The following is a 22,100-nucleotide window of genomic DNA, read 5'->3' as shown; positions in this document are numbered from 1 at the left end:
CACAATATTACCAATATGAAAACAGCCTTAATCACTGGTGCTACTTCTGGAATAGGAAAAGCAACAGCTCAGGCCTTAGCGCCAAACCACAGACTTATATTATGTGGACGAAATACTGCTAACTTAGCCGCTATACAAGATGAACTAGCTAAAATAACAGAGGTTACCACACTTACTTTTGACGTAAGTGATAAGAAAGCAACCTTTGATGCAATCGCTACTCTACCTGCTAACTGGCAGACTATAGACGTCCTGATTAACAATGCAGGTAATGCTCACGGATTAGCTACATTCCAAGAGGCTAGTCTAGATGACTTAGAGGCAATGATAGATATCAATGTAAAGGGAATTATCTATGTAACTAAGGCTTTATTACCTCTTATGATGGGTAAAGGTAGCGGACATATAGTGAACCTATCTTCTATCGCTGGTAAAGAAGCGTACCAGAACGGAACAATCTACTGCGCATCTAAAGCAGCTGTAGAAGCATTCTCTAAAGGTCTTAGATATGATTTACTATCAGAAGGTATCAAAGTAACTAATGTAGCTCCTGGTGCTGTAGAGACTGATTTCTCTCTTGTTCGCTTTAAAGGAGATAGCGATAGAGCTGCACAAGTCTATCAAGGATATACTCCTCTAGTAGCTGAGGATATTGCTAATGCTATAGCATATATAATCAACCAACCAGAGCATGTACAAATAGCTGATATCACAGTATTTCCGAAGGCTCAAGCGGGTGCAACAACCATCCATAAAAAAATGTAAAAATTATAACATTAATAATTGCAAAACCAATACATTTGCACCGCAATTATAGTATGTTAATCTACTAATAGAATGAAACAAATATTCGCAATAAGTCTCTTTGTAGGACTGAGTTGCACATCGAGTTGGGCTGCTAAAAGTCACTTTACATCTCTTAATCTACAATTAGATGAAATTGTAAAGTTAGATACGGTTTATATTGACCTAAAGAACGACCCAGATTTTAAGTTTCAAAATAACTTGAGATGGTATCAAGATAAGAAGCTAGAGTTATTTGGAATTAAAAACAACAAGAATGAAATCTATATAGAGCCTCTATTTTATCAAATAGAATCTTTTATAGAAGGAGTTTCTATTGTTTCTTCAGATGACTTCCAAGGAGCTATTAATGATAAAGGAGAGATTATCATTCCTTTTACTTATGAAGAACTTCAGACTAGTAGTGAATACAAAATAGCTTTTTATGAAGGTGGTAAATGGGGATTCTTTAATACTGAAGGTAAGAAAGTGATTCCTGCTATCTATGACTTCGTAGGAAGTTATTCAGATGGATTAGCCTTAGCTTCTAAAGACCAATTATTTGGTTATATAGATCATAAAGGTAAGGTCGTTATCCCATTTCAGTATGACTATGCTAGTAACTTCGAAGATGGACAAGCTCAAGTAGAAGTAAGGTTTCAATCATTTACAATAGACAAGAAAGGTACTAAGGTAGCTAACTAATAAAAAACAAAAAACGGTAGGTGTACAAAGCCTACCGTTTTTTTTATCCTAGAATTTTCATAGCAAAAGCTTATTCTAGCTTAGTAATAATTGATGAAAAGTAATTAGATAAAAGCCCCACAAGTATCTAATTATTCCTATCAGTATTATGTAACTAACCAATGATTAATGAATTCTATAATCCATTGTACTTTATCCCTAACATAAACCATCTACCTGGCATCGGTACAGCACCTGCTTCTATATAGGTAGTATCAAATATGTTCTGTGCATCTAAATACACACTATACTTATTCATATTATAGTTTACTCTCACATCTGTCAGCCAGTAACTCTTATAACTTATACGCTCATTAAAACGGTTAGCTAACGTAGCACTAAGTTTATTGTATGTATAATTCACCGTACCTACTAGCTGATGTCTTAAACTCTCAATCGCATACTTAGATATCTTATCTTCTGCTTTATTCTCAATCTTAGGTGAAAGATATGTGTAAGATAGTCCTAAGTCCCAGTATTCAGATTGATTGCCTAATTTATACTTTAGAGCTGTATTAAATCCTTTAGTCTTATTCTTAGAAGCATTATATGGTTGATATGGCACAGTAGTATCTACTCTTATCCAATCGATAAAATCATCTATATCTCTATAAAAAGCAAAAGCTTCTGCTCTAAATCCTTTATTTACATACTTACCTCCTATCTCAACTTGATAAGCTTTCTCAGGCAATAAATTCGGGTTACCGATATTACCTGGACGTTGATCTAAGTACAAATCAGTAAACGATGGTATTCTACTAGCTGTTCCTGCATTAAATGTTGCTTTCCAATGATCATTAAATGAATAACTCGCATCAATACCTGGGAATACTTCCCATCCGTACTTACTGTTATAGTTTACATATGCCCCAACATTCACATCTAGTTTATCAAAGAACTCTCTTTGCATCTCAGCGTATAGACCATAGTTACTCTTGCTGTGATCTCCGATATTAGTAGAATTGATCTCTTCATATCTCATTTCTCCACCAAAAGATATCTTAGCAAAGTCAGCTAAATACTCTCCTCTAACATTAGTCGTTATCGCATGAGAATAGTGTCTACTACGAGCTTTGTCAAGATTATGTCTGAAGTATCTATAATCATCAAAGTTATATCTATAAGCAACACTTGGCAATAAAGTAAAACGGTCACTTAAATAATGACGCGAACTCAAGTTCACCATAGATGTAGATACTATCTCTTTAGACTCTTTATCTCCAGGAGCTGCATAGAACCCATTTGCACCAAAAGAACTACGTGCATGTCCAGATAACACCATAATAGCATTGTTCTCATTAGGAGTATAATTCCCTTGATAGAATATTTTATTGTTGTGAAAGGCTGTATTATATCGAGTACCATTACCTGAGTCATGGCTACCAAATAACATATGGTTATCCTTCTCTCTAACTAAAGTCCCTCCTAATTGTATTCCTCTATTATTGTACAACTCTCCATGGTCACCTTCTTTGTCCTTCTTAAAGCTACTACCGATATAAGTGTTCGCGAATAGCCCATCTTGTTTAGGATTACGAGTAACAATATTTACCACACCTGTTAAACTGTTTACTCCATATAAACGTGCAGAGGGCCCACGTACAATCTCGATACGCTCAATAGCTTCTAGAGGAATTGGCACATTCAAACTATTATGTCCTGTCTGTGGATCAGATATCTTTTGCCCGTTTAATAATAAGATATTTTGTTCAAAACTACCTCCGTCAATACTAAAGTCTGTCTGAGTACCAAAAGGTCCACGCTGACGGATATCTACTCCCGTAGCATAAGATAATAGTTCGTTAATAGAAGATACAGGCAATTGTTTTATCTGTTCTTTATTAATGAATGTGATATTTCTATTCTTTAATGAACTTGGCAATTGCAGTCTTTGATTATAGATAACTATCTCTTCAATTTTAGTATCCTTAATCGCATCATTACTTTTATTTTGTTCTTGTGAATAAGAAGAAAACAAAGTAGTAAATACAGCTAAAGCCACATAAGTATTTCTCATAATAGGTGTTATTAATTCCGCAAAAATATTCCTATTCAACACATTACTACTAGTCCACTTTTAACTTACTTCCTAGTCCAGATACAACTCTTATAGAAATATAGGTATAAAAGAATTTTATAATAAAATGCGAATTATTCACACCAAAACATTAAATTTGTCTTAAAATTGCCAAACAATGAAACAACTGATATTCAGTTTAATGAGTATACTTGCTCTTACTTCTTGTAAGAAGTTTAACTCATTTGCTCAGACATTGATCTTAAATGACAGTATTGAGGTTGCTGCTCTAGAAGACGAGAATCTACTCCTAGTGGATACCTTATCTGTAACTAAACTTCCTAAAGATATTCAGAAGTTCTATATCGAGAACATGTATCAAGTAGGATGGAGTAAAAGCTCAAATAGAGAGCAGTTATTAAAAGCTCTAGACGAAGCATATCTAGACGGTATTAATAACAAAAAGTACAATACTAAAGAAATTCACAACTATCACGCAAACTATGCTACCTTATCAGAGAAAGATAAAGTGGAAGCAGACTTTGCATTTACTAAAGCTTATTACAATGCTAGTAATGATTTGTATAATGGCGTTTTAAACCCTCGTAAGTTGTACAATGATTGGGATATGTTCCCAAAAGAACTTAATACTGCTGCGACTATGCTTTTAGCATTAGACAGAGAAAGTATCAATGAATCTTTTGACAGTCTTAGAACACCTAACGTCATGTATGCTCATTTGAAAAATAAGCTATCTGATTACTATACAGTAAACAAAGACAGTCTAAAAACATTTACAGCAAAAGCACATAAAGTAAATGATACTATCCCAGAGCTAGTTAACATCAAGAAACACTTGAAATTTCTTAACTACTATTCTGCTGATTTACCAGTAGACTTTATCAACAATGAAGGAGTTATCACTGCTATTAAGAAAGTCCAAAAGAACAGTAAGCTAGTTGAGAATGGTGTAGTAGATAAAAAGACGTTAGATGCTATCATAAAAGAAGAGAATACTATCAAAGAAAAGTTAGTAGTCAATCTAGAAAGATGGAGATGGTTTCCTAGAGACTTAGGTAAAGACTATATCTTAGTTAATATTGCAGATTTTAGTTTAGTAGCTGTCAAAGACCATAACACAATCAAACAACATAAAGTAATCGTAGGAAAGAACTCACGTAAAACACCTATTCTTACTTCAGTATTAAAAACAGTTGTAATCAACCCTACTTGGACAGTACCACCTACTATCTTAAAAAATGACTTAACACCTAAAGCATCAGCTAACCTAAGTTACTTCTCTAATGCTAGATTTACTATCTATGAGAAAAGTACAGGTAAAGTAGTAGCTCCAGAGAACTGGGATTCTAGTAAAGCTTCATCATACCGATATGTACAGAAGGCTGGAGTTGGTAATACATTAGGTCGTATTAAGTTCATGTTTGACAACAATCATGCTGTTTATCTACACGACACGACTAATAAATCGAACTTTGGTAGAGCACAGAGAAATCTAAGTTCTGGATGTATACGAGTAGAAGATCCTTTTGATTTAGCTCAGTTTATCTTTGATATTCAAGAAAATGAGATCTCACAAGAAGAAATCAAGAAAATATTAGACTCTCAAAACACTAAGAATATATCTACTAACAAAGAACCTATTGGTATACACCAGCTGTACTGGACGATACAAGTAGATGCTAAAGGAAAGCCAACTATCTACGGCGATGTTTATGCTTACGACAGTGACTTATATAAGAAACTACAATAGATAGATAATAAAAGAGAACGCCCATTAGACTAATCTAATGGGCGTTCTCTTTTATTTATAAACTAGTCTTATACTATTTTAGACTTTAATTCGTATTGGCTACTTGGGTAATAAATAAACAATAATGATTTATCTTTAATCATATCTATAAGATCATCATTTACCTCCATCGGCACAGCTGGACATCCGTAGCTACGTCCTAACTTCCCTTGTGCTCTTACTAAATCTGGAGAAGCGTAATCAGCACCATGAATCACAATAGCTCTTTCTCTTGCCTTATCATTAATTCCTGCTTCTAATCCATCTAATCTAAGAGAAAACCCATTTCTTCCATTGTAAGTCTCACCTGTTGTATAAAATCCTAAACTACTCATATGAGAATTAACCTTATTAGAGAATGTCGTAGCATACTCCTCTCCAGTCTTCTTACCATGAGCCACTAATGACTGTAGTAAAATAGAATTATCTTTCATATCAATCACCCATAAACGAGGTTTAGCAGATGATAAACTAAAGTCAACAATAGTTAACTTTTCATTCTTAATTTTTCCTGTTTCTAACAACTTATAATACCCTTTTAGCGCTGCTGTAAATACAGCTCTTGCTGGTGCATTATAGTGATTTAATTCTAAGCTTGAGTATAAACTTTTCGCAGTGCTTTCAAAACTGCTTTCTTCAGAATCTACTGCATTATTTGCAACTTTTTCTACTATACTACTATATTCATTCGACATTGGTAAAGTATTACTTCCTACTACATTTCCAAAAAAAGCCACCGAGGCAAATAACCAATAAAAATTCTTTTGTTTCATATAACCATCTCATTTTAAGTCTATAAATCTCTTCTACGAAAACGTAAAATTAAAAAAAATATTATACTGAGCAAGTAAATTTCACCATTTAAGGAAATATGTCCTATTATTTCAGTATTCAAATGAGTTAACTTTATAGAAGTATATGTAAATTTGTATATCACAACTAAAACATATTTTAAACGTCACTATTATGAATAAGAAAGTAATCTTAATGATTTTAGATGGTTGGGGACAAACTCAAGATCCTAAAGTATCAGCTATAGAACATGCTAATACTCCATTTATAGACAGTTTATACACAAAATACCCAAATACCTACGTACTAACAGACGGTCTTAATGTAGGACTGCCTAAAGGACAAATGGGAAATTCTGAAGTAGGACACATGAACCTTGGTGCTGGTAGAATAGTTTACCAAGATTTAGTGAAGATAAATATGGCTGTAGAAGATAACTCTATCGCTAATGAACCTGCTCTAAAAGATGCTTTTGCTTATGCAAAGCAAAACAATAAGAAAGTTCACTTCTTAGGACTTTTATCTGATGGTGGAGTACACTCACATGAACAACACCTTTACGGATTAGTAAATGCAGCTACTGCAGCAGGTCTTTCTGATATCTTTATACACGCATTCACAGATGGACGTGACGTAGATCCTAAATCAGGTTTAAAACACGTACAACAATTAGAAGATAAAATCAATAATACTCCAGCTAAACTTGCTTCTATCGTTGGTAGATACTATGCAATGGATAGGGATAAGCGTTGGGAACGTGTAGCTAAGGCATACCACTTATTAGTAAACGGAGCTGGTACACACTCTACAGATGCTATTAAGAGTATCGAAGCTAGCTATGCTAATAATATCACAGATGAGTTTATCGATCCTATCGTAATGGTAGATGCTAATGATAAACCTATCGGTAATATAGAAAAAGACGATGTAGTAATCTTCTTTAACTTCCGTACAGATAGAGGACGTGAGCTTACTCATGTATTGTCTCAAGAAGATCACCCAGAACAAGACATGAAAAAACTAGACTTGTACTTTGTGACTTTAACAAACTATGACAATACATTTAAAAATGTACACGTAGTTTATGACAAAGAGAATCTAAACAACACTCTAGGTGAAGTATTAGAACAACACGGTAAGAAACAAATCCGTATCGCAGAGACTGAGAAATATCCACACGTGACGTTCTTCTTCTCAGGAGGTAGAGAATTACCATTCGAAGGTGAGCAACGTATCTTATGTCCATCGCCAAAAGTAGCTACTTATGACCTTAAACCAGAGATGAGTGCTTATGATCTAAAAGATGCTCTTATCCCAGAACTTAAAAAAGGAGAAGTTGACTTCGTATGCCTTAACTTCGCTAACGGAGATATGGTAGGACATACAGGAGTAATGGAAGCAGCTATTAAAGCGTGTGAGGCAGTAGACCAATGTGTGAAAGAAGTGATCACTACAGCACTTGATAACGGATATACGACTATTGTATTAGCTGACCATGGTAACTGTGAAGTGATGATTAATGAAGACGGTACACCTAATACAGCTCATACTACTAATCCTGTACCAATCATCATTGTAGATAATGATATTAAAGAAGTAAAGCACGGAGTATTAGGAGACTTAGCTCCTACGATTCTTAAAATGATCGGTATACCTCAACCAGAAGCAATGACTAGATATTCTCTAGTATAACATAAGAAAAGCCACTCAATGAGTGGCTTTTTTATTTATAGTTTTACAAATACTTACTTACCTGTAAGCATCTTTTTCTTCATCTTACTAAAAAACTCAGGAGTAACACCTAGATAAGACGCAATCTGTTTTTGCGGTAGACAATACTTAATCTCAGGGAAACGCTCTAAAAAGCGTGTATAACGTTCTTCAGCAGGTAGGGTCAAGTTATCCATTAGACGTTGTTGATTAGCTACTAACGAACGCTCGATCAATACTCTAAAGTAACGTTCTACTCTAGGTACTCTATCAAACAGAGCTAACTGATGATCTCTACTCATCGTCATCACTATAGCATCCTCCACTACTTCTATAAACGAATTACCTGGTTTCTGAGATAAGAAACTATACATATCTGCAATCCACCATCCTTGAGCAGCAAAGCTTACTGTATGATCTACAGCCTGATCATCTAGACAATAGTTACGCAATATACCTGATAATACGAATGTAGAGTTAATACATACTTCACCTGCACTAAGCAATTTAGTCTTAGCAGGATAACGAGTTACTGTAAAAGAATCCAAGACAATCTGTTGTTCTTCTTTAGTCAATGTAACGTGTTTAGCGATGCTCTGTAATAATAAGTCCACTTGATAATCTTTTATTAAAGTATAAAAATAAACAATAAACTAAAAAGAGCCCTACATGAGGGCTCTTTTAATATCATAAAACTATGCTAATGCTTCTTTAATTCTTCTAAAAGCTTCTTTTAGTTGATCTTCACTAGTCGCATACGACATACGAATACAGTCAGGATTACCAAACGCAACACCAGTTACAGTAGCTACGTGAGCTTTCTCTAATAAATACATAGATAAGTCATCTGCATTATCAATCTTTACTCCTTGAAGAGTTTTACCAAAGAAAGAAGACATATCAGGGAACACATAGAATGCTCCTTCAGGTACATTAATCTTCACACCAGGTATTTCTCTTAATAACCCAACTACTAAGTCTCTTCTGTTTTTAAATGCAGATACCATATCCTTTAATACACTTGGATCTGCTTCTACTGCAGTAATAGTAGCACGTTGTGCAATACTATTAGCTCCAGAAGTTACCTGTCCTTGCATCTTAGTACATGCTTTAGCGATAAACTCAGGAGCACCAATATATCCTATACGGTAACCTGTCATCGCAAATGCCTTAGCGATACCATTCACAGTGATTGTACGGTCTATCAGATTACCAATAGTACCAATACTACAGTGATTACCAGTGAAGTTAATATGTTCATATATCTCATCTGATAAGATGAAGATATTAGGATATTTCTCTAATACTTTAGCTATTGCCTCAAACTCTTCTTTGCTATATACTGATCCACTTGGATTACAAGGAGAACAGAACCAAATCATCTTCGTTTTAGGAGTAATAGCAGCCTCTAGTTGTTCTGGAGTAATTTTAAAATCACTCTCTATACTAGTTGGTACTTCTACAGGAGTTCCTTCAGCCATCTTCACAATCTCTGCATAACTTACCCAGTATGGAGCAGGAATTACCACCTCATCACCAGGATTAATCATTACGTGAGCCACGTTATATAATGACTGTTTAGCCCCAGTAGATACTACAATCTGACTAGGAGCATAATTTAGATTATTATCTCTTTTAAACTTATGGCTAATAGCTTCTTTTAATTCTTTATACCCATCCACAGGAGGATACTTGCTATAGTTATCTTTTATAGCCTGAATAGCAGCTTCTTTAATAAACTCTGGAGCATTAAAATCTGGCTCACCTAGACTTAAACTAATCACGTCTACGCCTTGTTCTTTTAACTCTCTTGCCTTCGCAGCCATTGCTAATGTCTGTGAAGTAGTTAGACTATTTATTCTATCTGATAGAAATTGATTGCTCATCTCTTTGCGATTTTAATGGAACTTATCACCAAAGGTAATTATTATATCTCTATTAATCCGTGTTATCTTTTATTTATTAACAAGAAAAAGCCTACTTTTGTCAAAATTTACGACATGGAAGAAATCTTAAAATATTTCCCTGATTTAACTCCTGAACAAATTGCTCAATTTGAGAAATTGGAAGAAGTATATACGGATTGGAATGCTAAAATCAACGTTATTTCGCGTAAGGACATACATGAGTTATACACTAAACACGTATTACACTCATTAGGAATAGCTAAGGTGATGGAATTTTTACCTGGTGCATCAATACTAGATGTAGGAACAGGTGGAGGTTTTCCAGGTGTACCATTGGCTATATTATATCCTGAGACTAACTTTTACTTAATCGATATCATCGCTAAGAAGATAAGAGTAGTAAACGAAGTAGTGAATGCACTTGGTCTTAAGAATGTAAAAGCTGAACAGAAACGTGCAGAAACTATAAACGAGAAGTTTGACTTCATTGTAAGTAGAGCCGTTACTAATATGCCTGACTTCGTAGAATGGATTAGACATAAAACGAAGAAAGAGAACATTCACGAGTTTGAGAATGGTATTTTATATCTAAAAGGTGGTGACCTAACAGAAGAACTAAAAGACTTCCCTAAGGCAGTACAATTTGACTTAGCGAATATCTTCTCTGATGAATTCTTTGAAACAAAAAAAGTAGTTTATCTACCTCTTAAATATAAAGGATAATATAAAGGCTGTCTGAGAAGACAGCCTTTATTGTTTTATTTACTATGCTTTACGAATAGTAGACAAGTATTCGTCGGACGATGTAGTAAGTGATTCGCTACACTTCCTAAGAATATCTCTTTAAATCCAGTGGTTCCCTTCACACCTAATATTAGCAGATCTGCCTCCTTACTTCTCGCATACTCGATTAACGAAGCAGATACATTTCGTTCACCTGCAGGTACGATATCTATATCAGAATAATTAGCATAACGCTTATTCCACTTGTCCTGTTTCTCTTTTATATCCTCACGCGTTACACGTTCTAACTCTCTTGTGGTCATCGTAGGATAAGATCCTAGATAAGACTTAGACACATAAACAGCTGAATGCTCTATTCGCTGTCCTTTCGAATTATTCTTAAAGCGATCAGCCCAACTCATAATTGCAGTCGTATACTTAGAGAAGTCAATCGCATCAATGATAGTCGTAATAGGTACATTAAAAGTATCAGGCACTAACAGTATAGACGATGGGAATATACGTACGAGCTTATCACTAAGCGCCCCAGTACCTTCTAACTCTTGCTTATTACCAAGTACTAATAAATCATAAGTAGCTTTTTTAGCTAAGTTCATAAAAGCTAGCTCAGTATATCCCTCTACAGTTACAATAACTTCAAAGTCATAACTTACACCTGCTAAATGTAAATATTGAGTTAGCTTGTTCTCTATTCTCTCCTTAATACGAGAGATACTCTCAGGCTGCATAAGCTCTTTAGGTAACTCCCCTAACTTTAGGTTATGTATGTAAGTCGCTTTATTTATATCTAATATCTGATCTAACACTTGCATATACTTCAGTAAGAACTGATCCATTATAGACAAGTCTAATCCTACTAAAATATCTAGTTTCTTGTTCATTTCCATAATTACTTGTTTTGAGGTTCTTCTTCTAATAACTCTGCTATAATCTCCTTATAGCTCTTCTCTTGTTTTGACTTAGCTTTTTTGGTAGTCTTAGTCAACTCCTCCTTCAATCCTTTTTGCAAACTATAACACATCACCAAGAGTATTACTGCAAAAGGAAGTCCAGTGATAATCACTGCTGTCTGTAGAGCATCTAATCCTCCACCCCATAACAATACGATAGCGATAATCCCTTGAGCAAAAGACCAAAATACTCTCTGCCATACTGGTGACTCTCCATTACTACCTGAAGTAATATTATCTACTACCAAAGAACCAGAGTCAGACGATGTAATAAAGAAGGAGAATATCAACACTATCGCTACGATAGATAGAAACTTTGTAAATGGAAAGTTCTCTAAGAATACGAATAAAGCAGTAGATACATCAGCCTTCACAGCTGCAATCATCGTCACATCTCCAGATAATATCGTATGTAAAGCACTTCCTCCGAATACGTTCATCCACAGTAGTGTGATTAGCCCAGGAACAATTAATACACCTAACACAAACTCCTTAACGGTACGCCCTTTAGATATACGTGCAATGAAACTCCCTACAAAAGGAGACCATGCTATCCACCATGCCCAGTAGAATATAGTCCATACATTCTGCCAACCTGATCCTAAATAAGTATCGTTCCATGTACTTATATCTATAAAGTTAGCTAGATATGCACCTGTATTCTCTACATACCCTTTCATAATAAACAGTGTCGGCCCTAATATAAATATCAATAACATAAAGCTAGCTGCGATATACATATTCGCATTACTCAGCAGCTTTACCCCTTTATCTAATCCTGAGAATACTGAGATTGTAGCAATACTAATTACAAATAAGATAATACCTGCCTGCATTCCAAGAGTAATATCCCATCCATACAGATATTCTAATCCTGCTGTAATCTGTATCACTCCTAATCCTAACGAAGTAGATAAACCAAATACAGTAGCTAACGCAGATAGAATGTCTATGATATGTCCCCACCAGCCGTGTATCTTCTCACCCCAAAATGGGTAGAATAGTGATCTGAATGTCATAGGTAGTTTTCGATTAAACCCAAAGAAAGCTAATGCTAACCCTACCATAGCATAAATACCCCATGCGTGTAGTCCCCAGTGAAGACTAGTGAACTGCATAGCCTGTACAGCAGATTCTATATCGCTATCTACAGGACGAGGAGTATTAAAGAAATGGGACACTGGCTCTGCAATACTAAAGAACATAATACCAATCCCCATACCTGTACTAAAGAGCATGGCAAACCAAGACATCTTAGTAAATTCTGGTTCAGCATCATCTCCTCCTAACCGTATCTTACCAAACTTACTAAAAGCAAGATATATAGCGAATATCAAAATCACATTTACTGTTAGAACAAAGAACCATCCAAAGTTAGAGGTTACAGCTAACTGAGCAGCAGGAAACCACTCACCTACTTTTTCAGGAAAAAGAACGCAAGTAAGTATTAATGCTACTATTAATAAAATAGAGGTAATAAAGACAGGTGGATTAATCACCAATTGTCTATTTTCAAGTAATTTTTTAAACATGAGTTATATTTTTGTTACAACCCAGATCTAACTAATATCATCTGATAGTACACACCTTCTCACATCACTATAAGACATAGCAAGTCCTACTCTAAGAGTGACCTAAGCGGTAGACTAAAGATTTGATTAGATTAAAATCTAGGCCTAATTAATAATTATAACCCAGCACTTTAAGAATAAAAAAGGATCATTTTTCAGCAATCGAAAAATAATAAAAGCAAAATAGATGTATATTTTTACTCAGTCGTCTTGATAAGCACTTATCCCAAAGTAATCTCTTCAAAAACGATCCTAATAAAAAGGGACTTTTTTCTGACGTTGAAAAAAGATAAAAGCAAAATAGATAGTGTATTCTTACTTAGTAGTATCACCTGAGTACGTATATAACATCACTCCATATCTGGTAATACATCCCCAATAAAAAGCACTGAATTGAATTCTAGTGATAAAAGAAAAGGCGGTTAGCACTTTTGCAACCGCCTTTCTTATATAATTGACTATCCTAAGAAAGGATATTTATAGTCAGTTGCAGGAACGAAAGTTTCTTTAATCGTTCTTGGAGATACCCAACGAAGTAAGTTAAGGATAGAACCTGCTTTATCGTTAGTACCAGAAGCTCTAGCTCCACCGAATGGTTGTTGACCTACTACAGCACCTGTTGGTTTATCATTGATATAGAAGTTACCAGCACAGTTAACTAATGCTTCAGTAGCCTCAGCGATAGCGTAACGGCATCCAGAGAAGATAGCTCCTGTCAATGCATAGATAGAAGTTTCATCAACTAATTTAAGAGTCTCAGCCCATTTAGCGTCTTCGTAAACGTAGATAGTTAATACAGGTCCGAATAACTCAGTTTCCATAGTAGTGTACTTTGGATTAGTAGTTAAGATAACTGTTGGTTCGATAAAGTAACCTACAGACTTATCATATTTACCACCTAAGATTACCTCAGCATCAGCGTCAGCTTTCGCTTGATCAATAGCTTTTGCTAATTTGTCAAAAGAAGCTTCAGTGATAACAGAAGATACATAGTTAGTAGGATCTTCTGGAGTTCCCATTTTGATAGTTGCTAAATCAGCAGTCATGTACTCTTTCACTTGATTCCATAATGAAGCAGGAACATAAGCTCTAGAAGCAGCAGAACACTTCTGACCTTGGTATTCGAAAGCACCTCTAGTTAACGCTACAGCTACCTCTTTTGGACAAGCTGTAGGGTGAGCTAATACGAAGTCTTTACCACCAGTTTCACCTACGATACGAGGGTAAGTTTTGTATTTATTAATATTTTGACCGATTTGAGCCCACATGCTGTTAAATACACCTGTAGATCCAGTAAAGTGGATACCTGCGAAATCAGCACTGTCTAATAATGTATCAGTAATCATTCCAGAGTTACCATATACTACGTTAATAACACCATCAGGTAAACCAGCAGCTTTAAACACCTCAACGATTACTCTAGCAGAGTAAATTTGAGTTGCAGCAGGTTTCCATACTACTACGTTACCCATCATAGCTGGAGCAGAAGGTAAGTTACCAGAAATAGCCGTAAAGTTAAATGGAGTAATCGCGTAGATGAATCCTTCTAACGGACGGTGCTCTAATCTGTTCCATACACCATCTACAGAAGCAGGTTGCTCAGAGTAGATTTGAGTCATGTACTCCACGTTAAAACGTAAGAAGTCAATAAACTCACATGCAGAGTCAATCTCAGCTTGGTGTAATGTTTTTGCTTGAGCGATCATTGTAGCAGCATTAATCTTAGCACGGTAAGGACCAGCTAATAATTCAGCAGCTTTTAAGAAGATAGATGCTCTGTGTTCCCATGGCATTGCAGCCCATTTTTTTCTTGCTTCTAATGCAGTAGCGATAGCTTTCTCTACTAATGCTTTATCCGCTTCGTGGTAAACACCTAATTTATGTTTGTGATCAAATGGAGGGAATAAATCTTTTGTATTTCCTGTTCTGATTTCTTCTCCACCAATGTATAATGGAATATCAACTGTTGTGTTGTATTGCTCTTTGAACGAGTTCAAAGTCAATTCTCTTTCTTTTGTTCCTGGTGCATAAGACTTAACTGGCTCATTGAACGCAGTCGGAACTTGATAGAATCCTTTTGACATATTACGCTTATAATTTATGTAGTTTCTAAATGTATGTTCTACAAATATAAAGAAAAAAATTGAAAGCCGTTTTTACCTTTTAGTTAAATCCAACGTTTCAATATATACAAAAACCTGAATAACAGATCTATAAAAAACCAAACTAACTTATCAAAACACTGATATTTAGGCCATAAAATTGTGATGAGATAATAATAGGGTAGTTATCAAGTAATTTTAGTCCTAAATTACTAGACCACTACCCGATGACTCAAATTCCAAACTACTCTAGAATGTTTCTGGAATAAAGACAAAAAAGTCTATCACATACCTACCAACAGTCAACCATCCCAATTCTGACTTACTCATAATTAACAATAAACGCAAAAAAGCCTACCACAACTGTGATAGGCTTTCTCTAAAATCTCAAATATAAATATCGCTCTATGAAAGCGAAAACTTACTATTATTAGTTTAGCACAAATGGTGCCGAAAGTTTAAAAGAAGGGATTTCTACATTAAAAAATCTATTCGTACTCATATTCATCACTTCATAAAACCCTTTCATTCCTCCTAATGGAGAGTTAAGAACACAGCCACTACTATACGTGTACTTAGAACCTGGCTCTATAATAGGCTGTTCACCCACTACTCCTTCACCATGTACTACTTTAGCACTATTTAGTGAATCATATATTTCCCAAAAACGACCCTTAACTTGTACATAATGATCTGATACATTTTCTATCGTAATGGTATAAGAGAACGCGTAGCTCACCTTCTTAGTTTTAAAAAAGTTGCCCTCGTATTCTGTCTTTACTGTTACTTTTACTCCCTTTGTCGTTTGTGAAATCATCTTTTCCATCTTGTTATTTTACTTACTAAAACACACATTGATCCTCGTTTCTTTATACTGTACACATTAGTACACTATATTCTCTGCATTTCCTTCCCCAATCCCTATCGCTCTATCATATAGATCGCTATTACCTCTGTAATATACGATTACTTGATATCGATTAGTAGTCATCGCAAAGTTGCCATCAGGTGCTAAGTCTGGACTTACCACTCCCTTATAAACAGCGGTATAGTTAAAGTTAGTAAAACCTTGTTTGACTAACATCGTCTGTTCATAGTACCCTTTCTCTTCGTTATAATTCATCTTATTAGCAGGGATTAATGCATAGTCATTAAACATCCCTGTAACGTAATAATCTAGCCCTGTTGGTGTGTCTTCTTCTGGTTTAAAACTAAAATAAACCCAACTGTACTCTGCTTCTGTCACAGCATTACGACCATTTATCGTACGTGGATAAAAACTCCCATTAATATCTGGGAAATATGTATATCCCTTACTCTTACGACTCTCATGCGTATATAAATAGGTATTATAAATGCCGTTATCTCTAGTGATAGAACCGATCATGTTCGTCACTTGCTTTATATCACTATTATCAAAGTTTAAAAACTGATTGTTAGCCCAAAACTGTGTCTGCTCATCATATTTATAGATTAGGTCATTACCCATCGTATACTGCGGCTTAATATCAGTGATAAACGAATCCCATCTACCATTTTGAAAAATAGCTACCTTAATATTCTGCACTGGATTCTGATACACAGCCTCTCCTAGTAATACACTAAACTCTACGTTCTGCTTAGTCTCAATGAAATCAAGGTTACGTGCTCTCTTAATCTGTACAGGTACATTGACTGCATTCTCATAAAGAACAAACTTGCGTCTGATAATCACTTCGTCATCCTGATTATATATCTCTAACACATAATTACCACTCTTAAGTATACGATAACGAGGAGTAGGCAAAGTCAGCTTATAATTAGTATAATTCTGCAATGTATTAAACGAGTTCTCATACGTCAATATACGCTGTCTGTCTAATCCGTCTATATAATCTATAGGTCTAAGCTTAGAAGGAGTCCAGTCATAGTTATATGCCTTAATGCGGTAATAATAATCACTGTCATCGCCATATAAATCATCAAACTGTAAAGTAAAGCTATCACCTAGTTGAAAGAATGGATTAACAGCTCTATTATTACTCATAAATCCAACAGACTTAATATAGTCTGCAGTGAAGTTTTGAGGCGCCTGTGCTCGCATCGAAACGACAAGCAACAAACAGACAATAATAGACACAACCTTAATTCGCATAATATCAACTTTTATAGATACAATAAACTCTTACCTTATTATTGCAAAAAAGGTACAATTTTTTCGTTTAAAAAAATCATACTATTCAATTTAAAATCAGCAATATCAAATCTCTCTTGATTATACTGCTCAGCATCAGGTATAGCCACTACCGTCATCTTCGCATTCTTACCTGCTGTAACACCAGTAAAAGAGTCCTCTACTACTAGACACTCACTAGGCTGACTACCTAGATTATGTGCTGCTCTTAGATATACATCTGGTGCAGGTTTACCGTGCTCAACATGTTCAGAAGAAACGATAGTCTGGAAGTACTTCTTAATACCTAAACGCTTTAAAACAGTAACAATCAAAGATTCTGGCGAATTAGTTGCTAATCCAATCTTGATATTACGTTCCTCTAAAAATTCTAAAGTCTGAATTACTCCTTCTTTTATTTCTCCTTCTGTACTAATTAATTCATCTACTCTATCGATCACCATTTGCTCTACTTCTTCTATAGACTTTCCTTCCCATGGATAAAGGTTATACCATAACTCAGTCACTGCTCTTGTTGTTTTACCCTGTGTTTGAATAGCTATCGCTTCATCCCAAGTAGCCCCCATAGAGGTAAAAACTTCCTCTTCTGCTTGTTGCCAAAAACCTTCTGAGTCAATCAAGACTCCATCCATATCAAAAAGTACTGTCGTTATCTTCTTATCTTCCATAATCAGTCAAAAATATATACGAAGATACGGATAACCTCACGGATACCGAAGGTTATTTAGAATTAGTTTAAGACATCACAAGAAATCAGATTAAACAGAAAACAGTGTATATCACAGTATTTTTTTAGTAAATTAGAACGACATTAAACATGCTATGAAATCATTAAAAACAAGTCTTTGGGTAAAAATACTGTCATGCATTCTACTATTTATTAGCGGCATAGACCTTTACTACACTATAGATAATCATAAAACAGAGAATATACTTAATGATGAATCATTCTCTCCTAAACTATTCTATAATAAAATTAAACGTTCTAGACAGCCTATCTCCATCAAACCATGGGTTAATTTGGGTAATTATAAGATACAAGAAAGAAAAACTAAAACGATATTTAGTAATGAGAAACTTGTATATAAACTTTATTTTATCTTAGAGGATCAAAATGGAAAAAACGTCAAACAACAAGATATAAACTTCCCAAAACTTACAACTTCTGATAATATAAACATCTCATTCATGAAAGATGATGATGGTAATTATCTGACTTTTGACACTGAACTTTTAAGTAAGAAATATCTAGTAGTAAATGATGGTGTCAATACACCACTACACATCAGACTAAACCCTTTCGACCTGACGACTAAGCTGATATTAGCAATAGCTATCATAATTCTGGGGTTACTATATTATTATATTCCAAAAAACAAAACTACTTACAATGGATTACTATTCTTTATGATAATTCCCTTTGTATTTATACCACAATACTTATTAGTGATAACTGCCCTATCATTTATTTTACTAACAACTATAAACCGCATAAAAATAAAAATAATTGCTCCTAGTGTAGGAAAATACACTGTGTCAAAAATCATATTGATGCTTGTGCTTTTCGGAGTATTAATTCCTTACTTTGTTCAACTAGATAGAGATGGTATAACCATCTTGGCTATATTTAAAGCAGGTGCTTACGCACTTTTTTCATTACTAGTATTATATGTAATATTTTATATATTAAAAAATACTCTTGTTTGTCTTAAACTAATTCTCTGGTATAAAGGACACCCTATTTATAGTTTAGTAGGTGAGAATATGATACACAAGCCTGGTAAAAATGAGTCTTTTAAAACTGATCTTATAATTAATGAAACGGTAAGGTTAAAAAAAATAGATGTGGCTGAATGTGTATACAAAGACCTACAAGACTATAAGTTGGATTATATCTCAAAGTATAAAACCGATGGAAAAGGTAACTACGTATTTTATTAATTAGAATCATGTACTAACAATGACTACACTGATCAATGAAATTATCAAAAAAGAGGAATTTCTATTAATGTTTTAATTCTTAAATAAAATATCCGTTATAAAGAACTTACACCAGACAGTCGTTGTGGAATATACTTTGCAGTAGACGCAATATATTGCCGTCTCTACATTAAATACGGTGGATCCTCATTATTTATCCTAAATGACTTTAAACTCTCTAGAATTGTTTATTTTCAGATATACCTATCTATTCAAATACTCAAACACATTTACATCAAAATTCATTAAGTTTGATTTATTATTACCAAAACAACTCTATCATTATATATTTCACTATCTAGAATAGATAGCTAAAAGGAATTAACACACTAAATCTATGGGATTATTTGACCTATTCAAAAAGAAAAAGAGTACTAATACATTTCCTGAAAATGAACTAGAGAAATGTCTTCTAAATAAAGATATAGATACTAATGCTCTAAAAGCATTTTATCAGCAACTACTAGCTAGCGAACTAATTGCTTTACATCACGGAGATACTAATACTCTAACGGAAGGAGAAAATACTAAAGTACAAATCATCACATTCGACAATGGTATGATACCAATATTCTCTTCTTTGGATAGAATTTATGACAATGGAGAACTGAAAGAAGGTATGCCTTACATAACATTGACAGCGCAAGACTTATTTCAATTCACATCAGGCAATACATTAATACTTAATCCTTATTCACCGAATAGTAAAGTGCTAATCCCTGAAGAGATTAAAGACTTACTAGATGGCTCTATCTACAGTGTAATAGATGATAGTATAAATAATCAGAGTATAGACGAACAAGATATAGAACAATTCAACTTGCTATACAACCAGGCAATAAAAGACCAAGAAGGATTAATTATACTAGGAGGTGAGAAAGAGGATAGTTTAGACGATAATAACATTAAACGTCTTGAAGACTCAATCAATGGGTTTAAAAAAGCATTAGAACTATATCCAAACCACTGGCCAAGTATGTTCTTAATGGCTAAGTCTTATCAAGTATTGGACCGTCATCAAGAAGCATTAAATATGCTAGAACAAGCGTGTTCTATAGAATTAGATAATCCCGATGTACCTAGAGAGGCTTCTATTGAGGCTATGTATATTAATGATATAGACAAGACGGTATCATACTCTGAAGAAGCATTAAGAAGAGCTTCGGATGACCATACCTTAATGGCTAATCATGCTGCTAACTTGATACTAATTCAAAAAGACGATGAAGCATTAGCTCTAATAAACCAGGCGTTACTAATAGAGCCTAATGATCCTATTAACCAGAACATAAAGTCTATGATAGAAAGCGTGATAACAGGTAAAATAAAAAGACCTAGTATAGAGGATATGATCGCATGAAAGGAATTATAACAAGATGTAGTGTAATATTTTTATTTATCATGGTATACTTATTCAAAAACAGTCTAGTATACTATGATACACTACTTGTGACAATAATCTTGTTTAATCTATTATTATGTATACCAACAATCAACGTAAACAAATACTATAGTCTTATAAATACTATCGGCTGGCTTCCTATAATAGTAACAACATTTATAGTCAAAAATGTATTTATTACCCAAATACTTATTGTCTTAATACTACTTCGAATACTCCTATTTACTATAAACTATCTCAAGTTCAATAACTTTTATTTACCACAAACAATACTTAATTACTCTTGGACTATATGTATGATTCTTTATTTAGCAGAGTTACTTTTAAATTCAACACATGGATTGGCAAATATATTTCTTTTGGGAGGTATCATTTCTACATTAGAACTTACATTTATTGTACTCCTACAAAAACACTGGAATAAGAATGTAAGAAGTATTTTTAGATTATAAGCCACTTAATATATAACACAATATCGCATACTTATACCAGACAGTCGTTATGATGTGTGATAAAAATACTTTATGGTAGACGCAATGTATTGCCGTCTCTACATTAAATACGGTGTGTCATTATTCATTCCTCATTATTCATTCCTCATTGTTCATTCCTCATTGTTCATTCCTCATTACCACTTAAGGCTTATAACACACAGGTATAATCTCTCCTTCTGCTAGGCAGTACTTAATCACTTCTTCTTGGGTAAGTTTATGGATAAAGTCTTCTTCGACTACAGTAAAACCAATTGATCTAAGTTTATCAAAATAATCACGTCCATATACTCGTACGTGATCGTATTGACCAAATATAAGAGTACGTTCTTTAGGATCTGTTATACTATCATCTTGAAAAGTAACAGCACGAGACATATCTTGTGGGATTTGAAATATCCCCATTCCTCCTGGTTTAAGGATACGGTAAAGCTCATGCATTGCTTTAGTATCATCAGGAATATGCTCTAATACGTGATTACACAATATCATATCAAAGCTATTATCCTCAAAAGGAAGATTACAGATATCTGCTTTAACGTCTGCTAAAGGTGATTCTAAGTCTGTAGTAGTATAATCTAAATTGGGCTGCTTCTTAAAGCGTTTATAAAAAGCTTGTTCGGGTGCGAAGTGTAGTACTTTCTTAGGTGAGCTAAAAAAGTCTGTTTCGCGTTGAAGATAAAGCCATAGGAGGCGGTGTCTCTCTAGTGAAAGGGTACTAGGAGAAAGTACATTAGGACGCTGCTTAGCATAGCCATAAGGCAAGAAGGTCTTAAAGCTCTTCCCGTCTATAGGATCCGTATAAGTATCTCCCTTAAGGTACCATGCCATAAGAGGTCGAACAACGTAGCTCAACCGAATTAATATCGGTCGAGGTACTATGTTCAATATTGTTTTGAATAACTTCTTCATCAACAGAATTGA

At 34.4% G+C, this 22,100-nt stretch carries 18 protein-coding genes; 7 read left to right on the top strand and 11 right to left on the bottom strand.

Annotated features, from left to right (window positions below; genetic code table 11):
• The first annotated feature begins 15 nt into the window (after positions 1-15).
• Both BMX53_RS06180 and BMX53_RS06175 read left to right on the top strand, forming a co-directional pair.
• Positions 16-765 carry an SDR family NAD(P)-dependent oxidoreductase gene (locus BMX53_RS06180; RefSeq protein ID WP_074745138.1) on the top strand — a complete coding sequence of 250 codons (750 nt, stop codon included), beginning with the start codon at positions 16-18 and terminating at the stop codon, positions 763-765.
• Positions 766-837: 72 nt separating this feature from the next.
• Complete coding sequence (locus tag BMX53_RS06175) at positions 838-1,488, top strand: WG repeat-containing protein (RefSeq protein ID WP_063176839.1); 651 nt, start codon at positions 838-840, stop codon at positions 1,486-1,488.
• A gap of 175 nt (positions 1,489-1,663) precedes the next feature.
• Here BMX53_RS06175 and BMX53_RS06170 read toward each other — a convergent pair whose 3' ends face one another.
• A complete protein-coding gene (locus tag BMX53_RS06170) occupies positions 1,664-3,544 on the bottom strand; it encodes a TonB-dependent receptor plug domain-containing protein (RefSeq protein WP_074745136.1) in 1,881 nt (626 codons plus the stop codon).
• A 178-nt stretch (positions 3,545-3,722) separates the two neighbouring features.
• Here BMX53_RS06170 and BMX53_RS06165 point away from each other — a divergent pair, with 178 nt between their 5' ends.
• Positions 3,723-5,315, top strand: a complete 1,593-nt coding sequence (locus tag BMX53_RS06165; RefSeq protein WP_083394387.1) for a L,D-transpeptidase family protein — start codon at positions 3,723-3,725, stop codon at positions 5,313-5,315.
• A gap of 68 nt (positions 5,316-5,383) precedes the next feature.
• Here the strand turns inward: BMX53_RS06165 and BMX53_RS06160 are convergent, their stop codons facing one another.
• Positions 5,384-6,127 carry a murein L,D-transpeptidase catalytic domain family protein gene (locus BMX53_RS06160; RefSeq protein ID WP_074745134.1) on the bottom strand — a complete coding sequence of 248 codons (744 nt, stop codon included), beginning with the start codon at positions 6,125-6,127 and terminating at the stop codon, positions 5,384-5,386.
• Between the two features lie 193 nt (positions 6,128-6,320).
• Between BMX53_RS06160 and gpmI the strand changes: the two genes are divergently transcribed.
• The gene (gene gpmI, locus BMX53_RS06155) at positions 6,321-7,838 is read left to right on the top strand and encodes a 2,3-bisphosphoglycerate-independent phosphoglycerate mutase (protein WP_074745132.1); all 1,518 of its coding nucleotides are present in this window, start codon (positions 6,321-6,323) and stop codon (positions 7,836-7,838) included.
• A 53-nt stretch (positions 7,839-7,891) separates the two neighbouring features.
• On the opposite strand, the gene BMX53_RS06150 is transcribed toward gpmI, so the two are convergent.
• Positions 7,892-8,470 carry a Crp/Fnr family transcriptional regulator gene (locus tag BMX53_RS06150; RefSeq protein ID WP_038984873.1) on the bottom strand — a complete coding sequence of 193 codons (579 nt, stop codon included), beginning with the start codon at positions 8,468-8,470 and terminating at the stop codon, positions 7,892-7,894.
• An 81-nt stretch (positions 8,471-8,551) separates the two neighbouring features.
• A complete protein-coding gene (locus BMX53_RS06145) occupies positions 8,552-9,742 on the bottom strand; it encodes a pyridoxal phosphate-dependent aminotransferase (protein ID WP_038984872.1) in 1,191 nt (396 codons plus the stop codon).
• Positions 9,743-9,856: 114 nt separating this feature from the next.
• Between BMX53_RS06145 and rsmG the strand changes: the two genes are divergently transcribed.
• Positions 9,857-10,486 (top strand): 16S rRNA (guanine(527)-N(7))-methyltransferase RsmG, encoded by a 630-nt coding sequence (gene rsmG / locus BMX53_RS06140; protein WP_038984871.1) that lies wholly within the window; start codon positions 9,857-9,859, stop codon positions 10,484-10,486.
• 35 nt (positions 10,487-10,521) lie between these two features.
• On the opposite strand, the gene BMX53_RS06135 is transcribed toward rsmG, so the two are convergent.
• The 6 genes from BMX53_RS06135 to hxpB form a co-directional block, all read right to left on the bottom strand.
• Positions 10,522-11,394 (bottom strand): universal stress protein, encoded by an 873-nt coding sequence (locus BMX53_RS06135; protein ID WP_074745130.1) that lies wholly within the window; start codon positions 11,392-11,394, stop codon positions 10,522-10,524.
• A gap of 2 nt (positions 11,395-11,396) precedes the next feature.
• On the bottom strand, positions 11,397-12,989 hold the full coding sequence (locus BMX53_RS06130; protein WP_074745128.1) for a trimethylamine transporter TmaT: 1,593 nt from the start codon (positions 12,987-12,989) through the stop codon (positions 11,397-11,399).
• A gap of 497 nt (positions 12,990-13,486) precedes the next feature.
• Positions 13,487-15,112, bottom strand: a complete 1,626-nt coding sequence (pruA, locus tag BMX53_RS06125; protein ID WP_038984868.1) for an L-glutamate gamma-semialdehyde dehydrogenase — start codon at positions 15,110-15,112, stop codon at positions 13,487-13,489.
• Between the two features lie 448 nt (positions 15,113-15,560).
• Positions 15,561-15,956, bottom strand: coding sequence for a Co2+/Mg2+ efflux protein ApaG (gene apaG / locus BMX53_RS06120; RefSeq protein ID WP_038984867.1), 396 nt, complete (start codon positions 15,954-15,956; stop codon positions 15,561-15,563).
• Positions 15,957-16,013: 57 nt separating this feature from the next.
• The gene (locus BMX53_RS06115) at positions 16,014-17,264 is read right to left on the bottom strand and encodes a type IX secretion system plug protein (protein ID WP_074745126.1); all 1,251 of its coding nucleotides are present in this window, start codon (positions 17,262-17,264) and stop codon (positions 16,014-16,016) included.
• 38 nt (positions 17,265-17,302) lie between these two features.
• Positions 17,303-17,971 carry a hexitol phosphatase HxpB gene (gene hxpB, locus BMX53_RS06110; protein WP_074745124.1) on the bottom strand — a complete coding sequence of 223 codons (669 nt, stop codon included), beginning with the start codon at positions 17,969-17,971 and terminating at the stop codon, positions 17,303-17,305.
• Between the two features lie 154 nt (positions 17,972-18,125).
• On the opposite strand from hxpB, the gene BMX53_RS06105 reads away from it, so the two are divergent.
• Positions 18,126-19,244 (top strand): hypothetical protein, encoded by a 1,119-nt coding sequence (locus tag BMX53_RS06105; RefSeq protein WP_074745122.1) that lies wholly within the window; start codon positions 18,126-18,128, stop codon positions 19,242-19,244.
• A gap of 376 nt (positions 19,245-19,620) precedes the next feature.
• On the top strand, positions 19,621-20,643 hold the full coding sequence (locus tag BMX53_RS06100) for an SseB family protein (protein ID WP_074745120.1): 1,023 nt from the start codon (positions 19,621-19,623) through the stop codon (positions 20,641-20,643).
• Between the two features lie 677 nt (positions 20,644-21,320).
• Here the strand turns inward: BMX53_RS06100 and BMX53_RS06090 are convergent.
• Positions 21,321-22,088, bottom strand: a complete 768-nt coding sequence (locus BMX53_RS06090) for a class I SAM-dependent methyltransferase (RefSeq protein WP_074745116.1) — start codon at positions 22,086-22,088, stop codon at positions 21,321-21,323.
• Between the last annotated feature and the right edge of the window lie 12 nt (positions 22,089-22,100).

Origin of the sequence: Myroides marinus (assembly GCF_900109075.1) — a bacterium.
GTDB classification, from domain to species: Bacteria; Bacteroidota; Bacteroidia; order Flavobacteriales; family Flavobacteriaceae; genus Flavobacterium; species Flavobacterium marinum_A.
The sequence above is the reverse complement of the archived record's forward strand: the minus strand, read 5'-3'. Positions and strand labels throughout refer to the sequence as shown.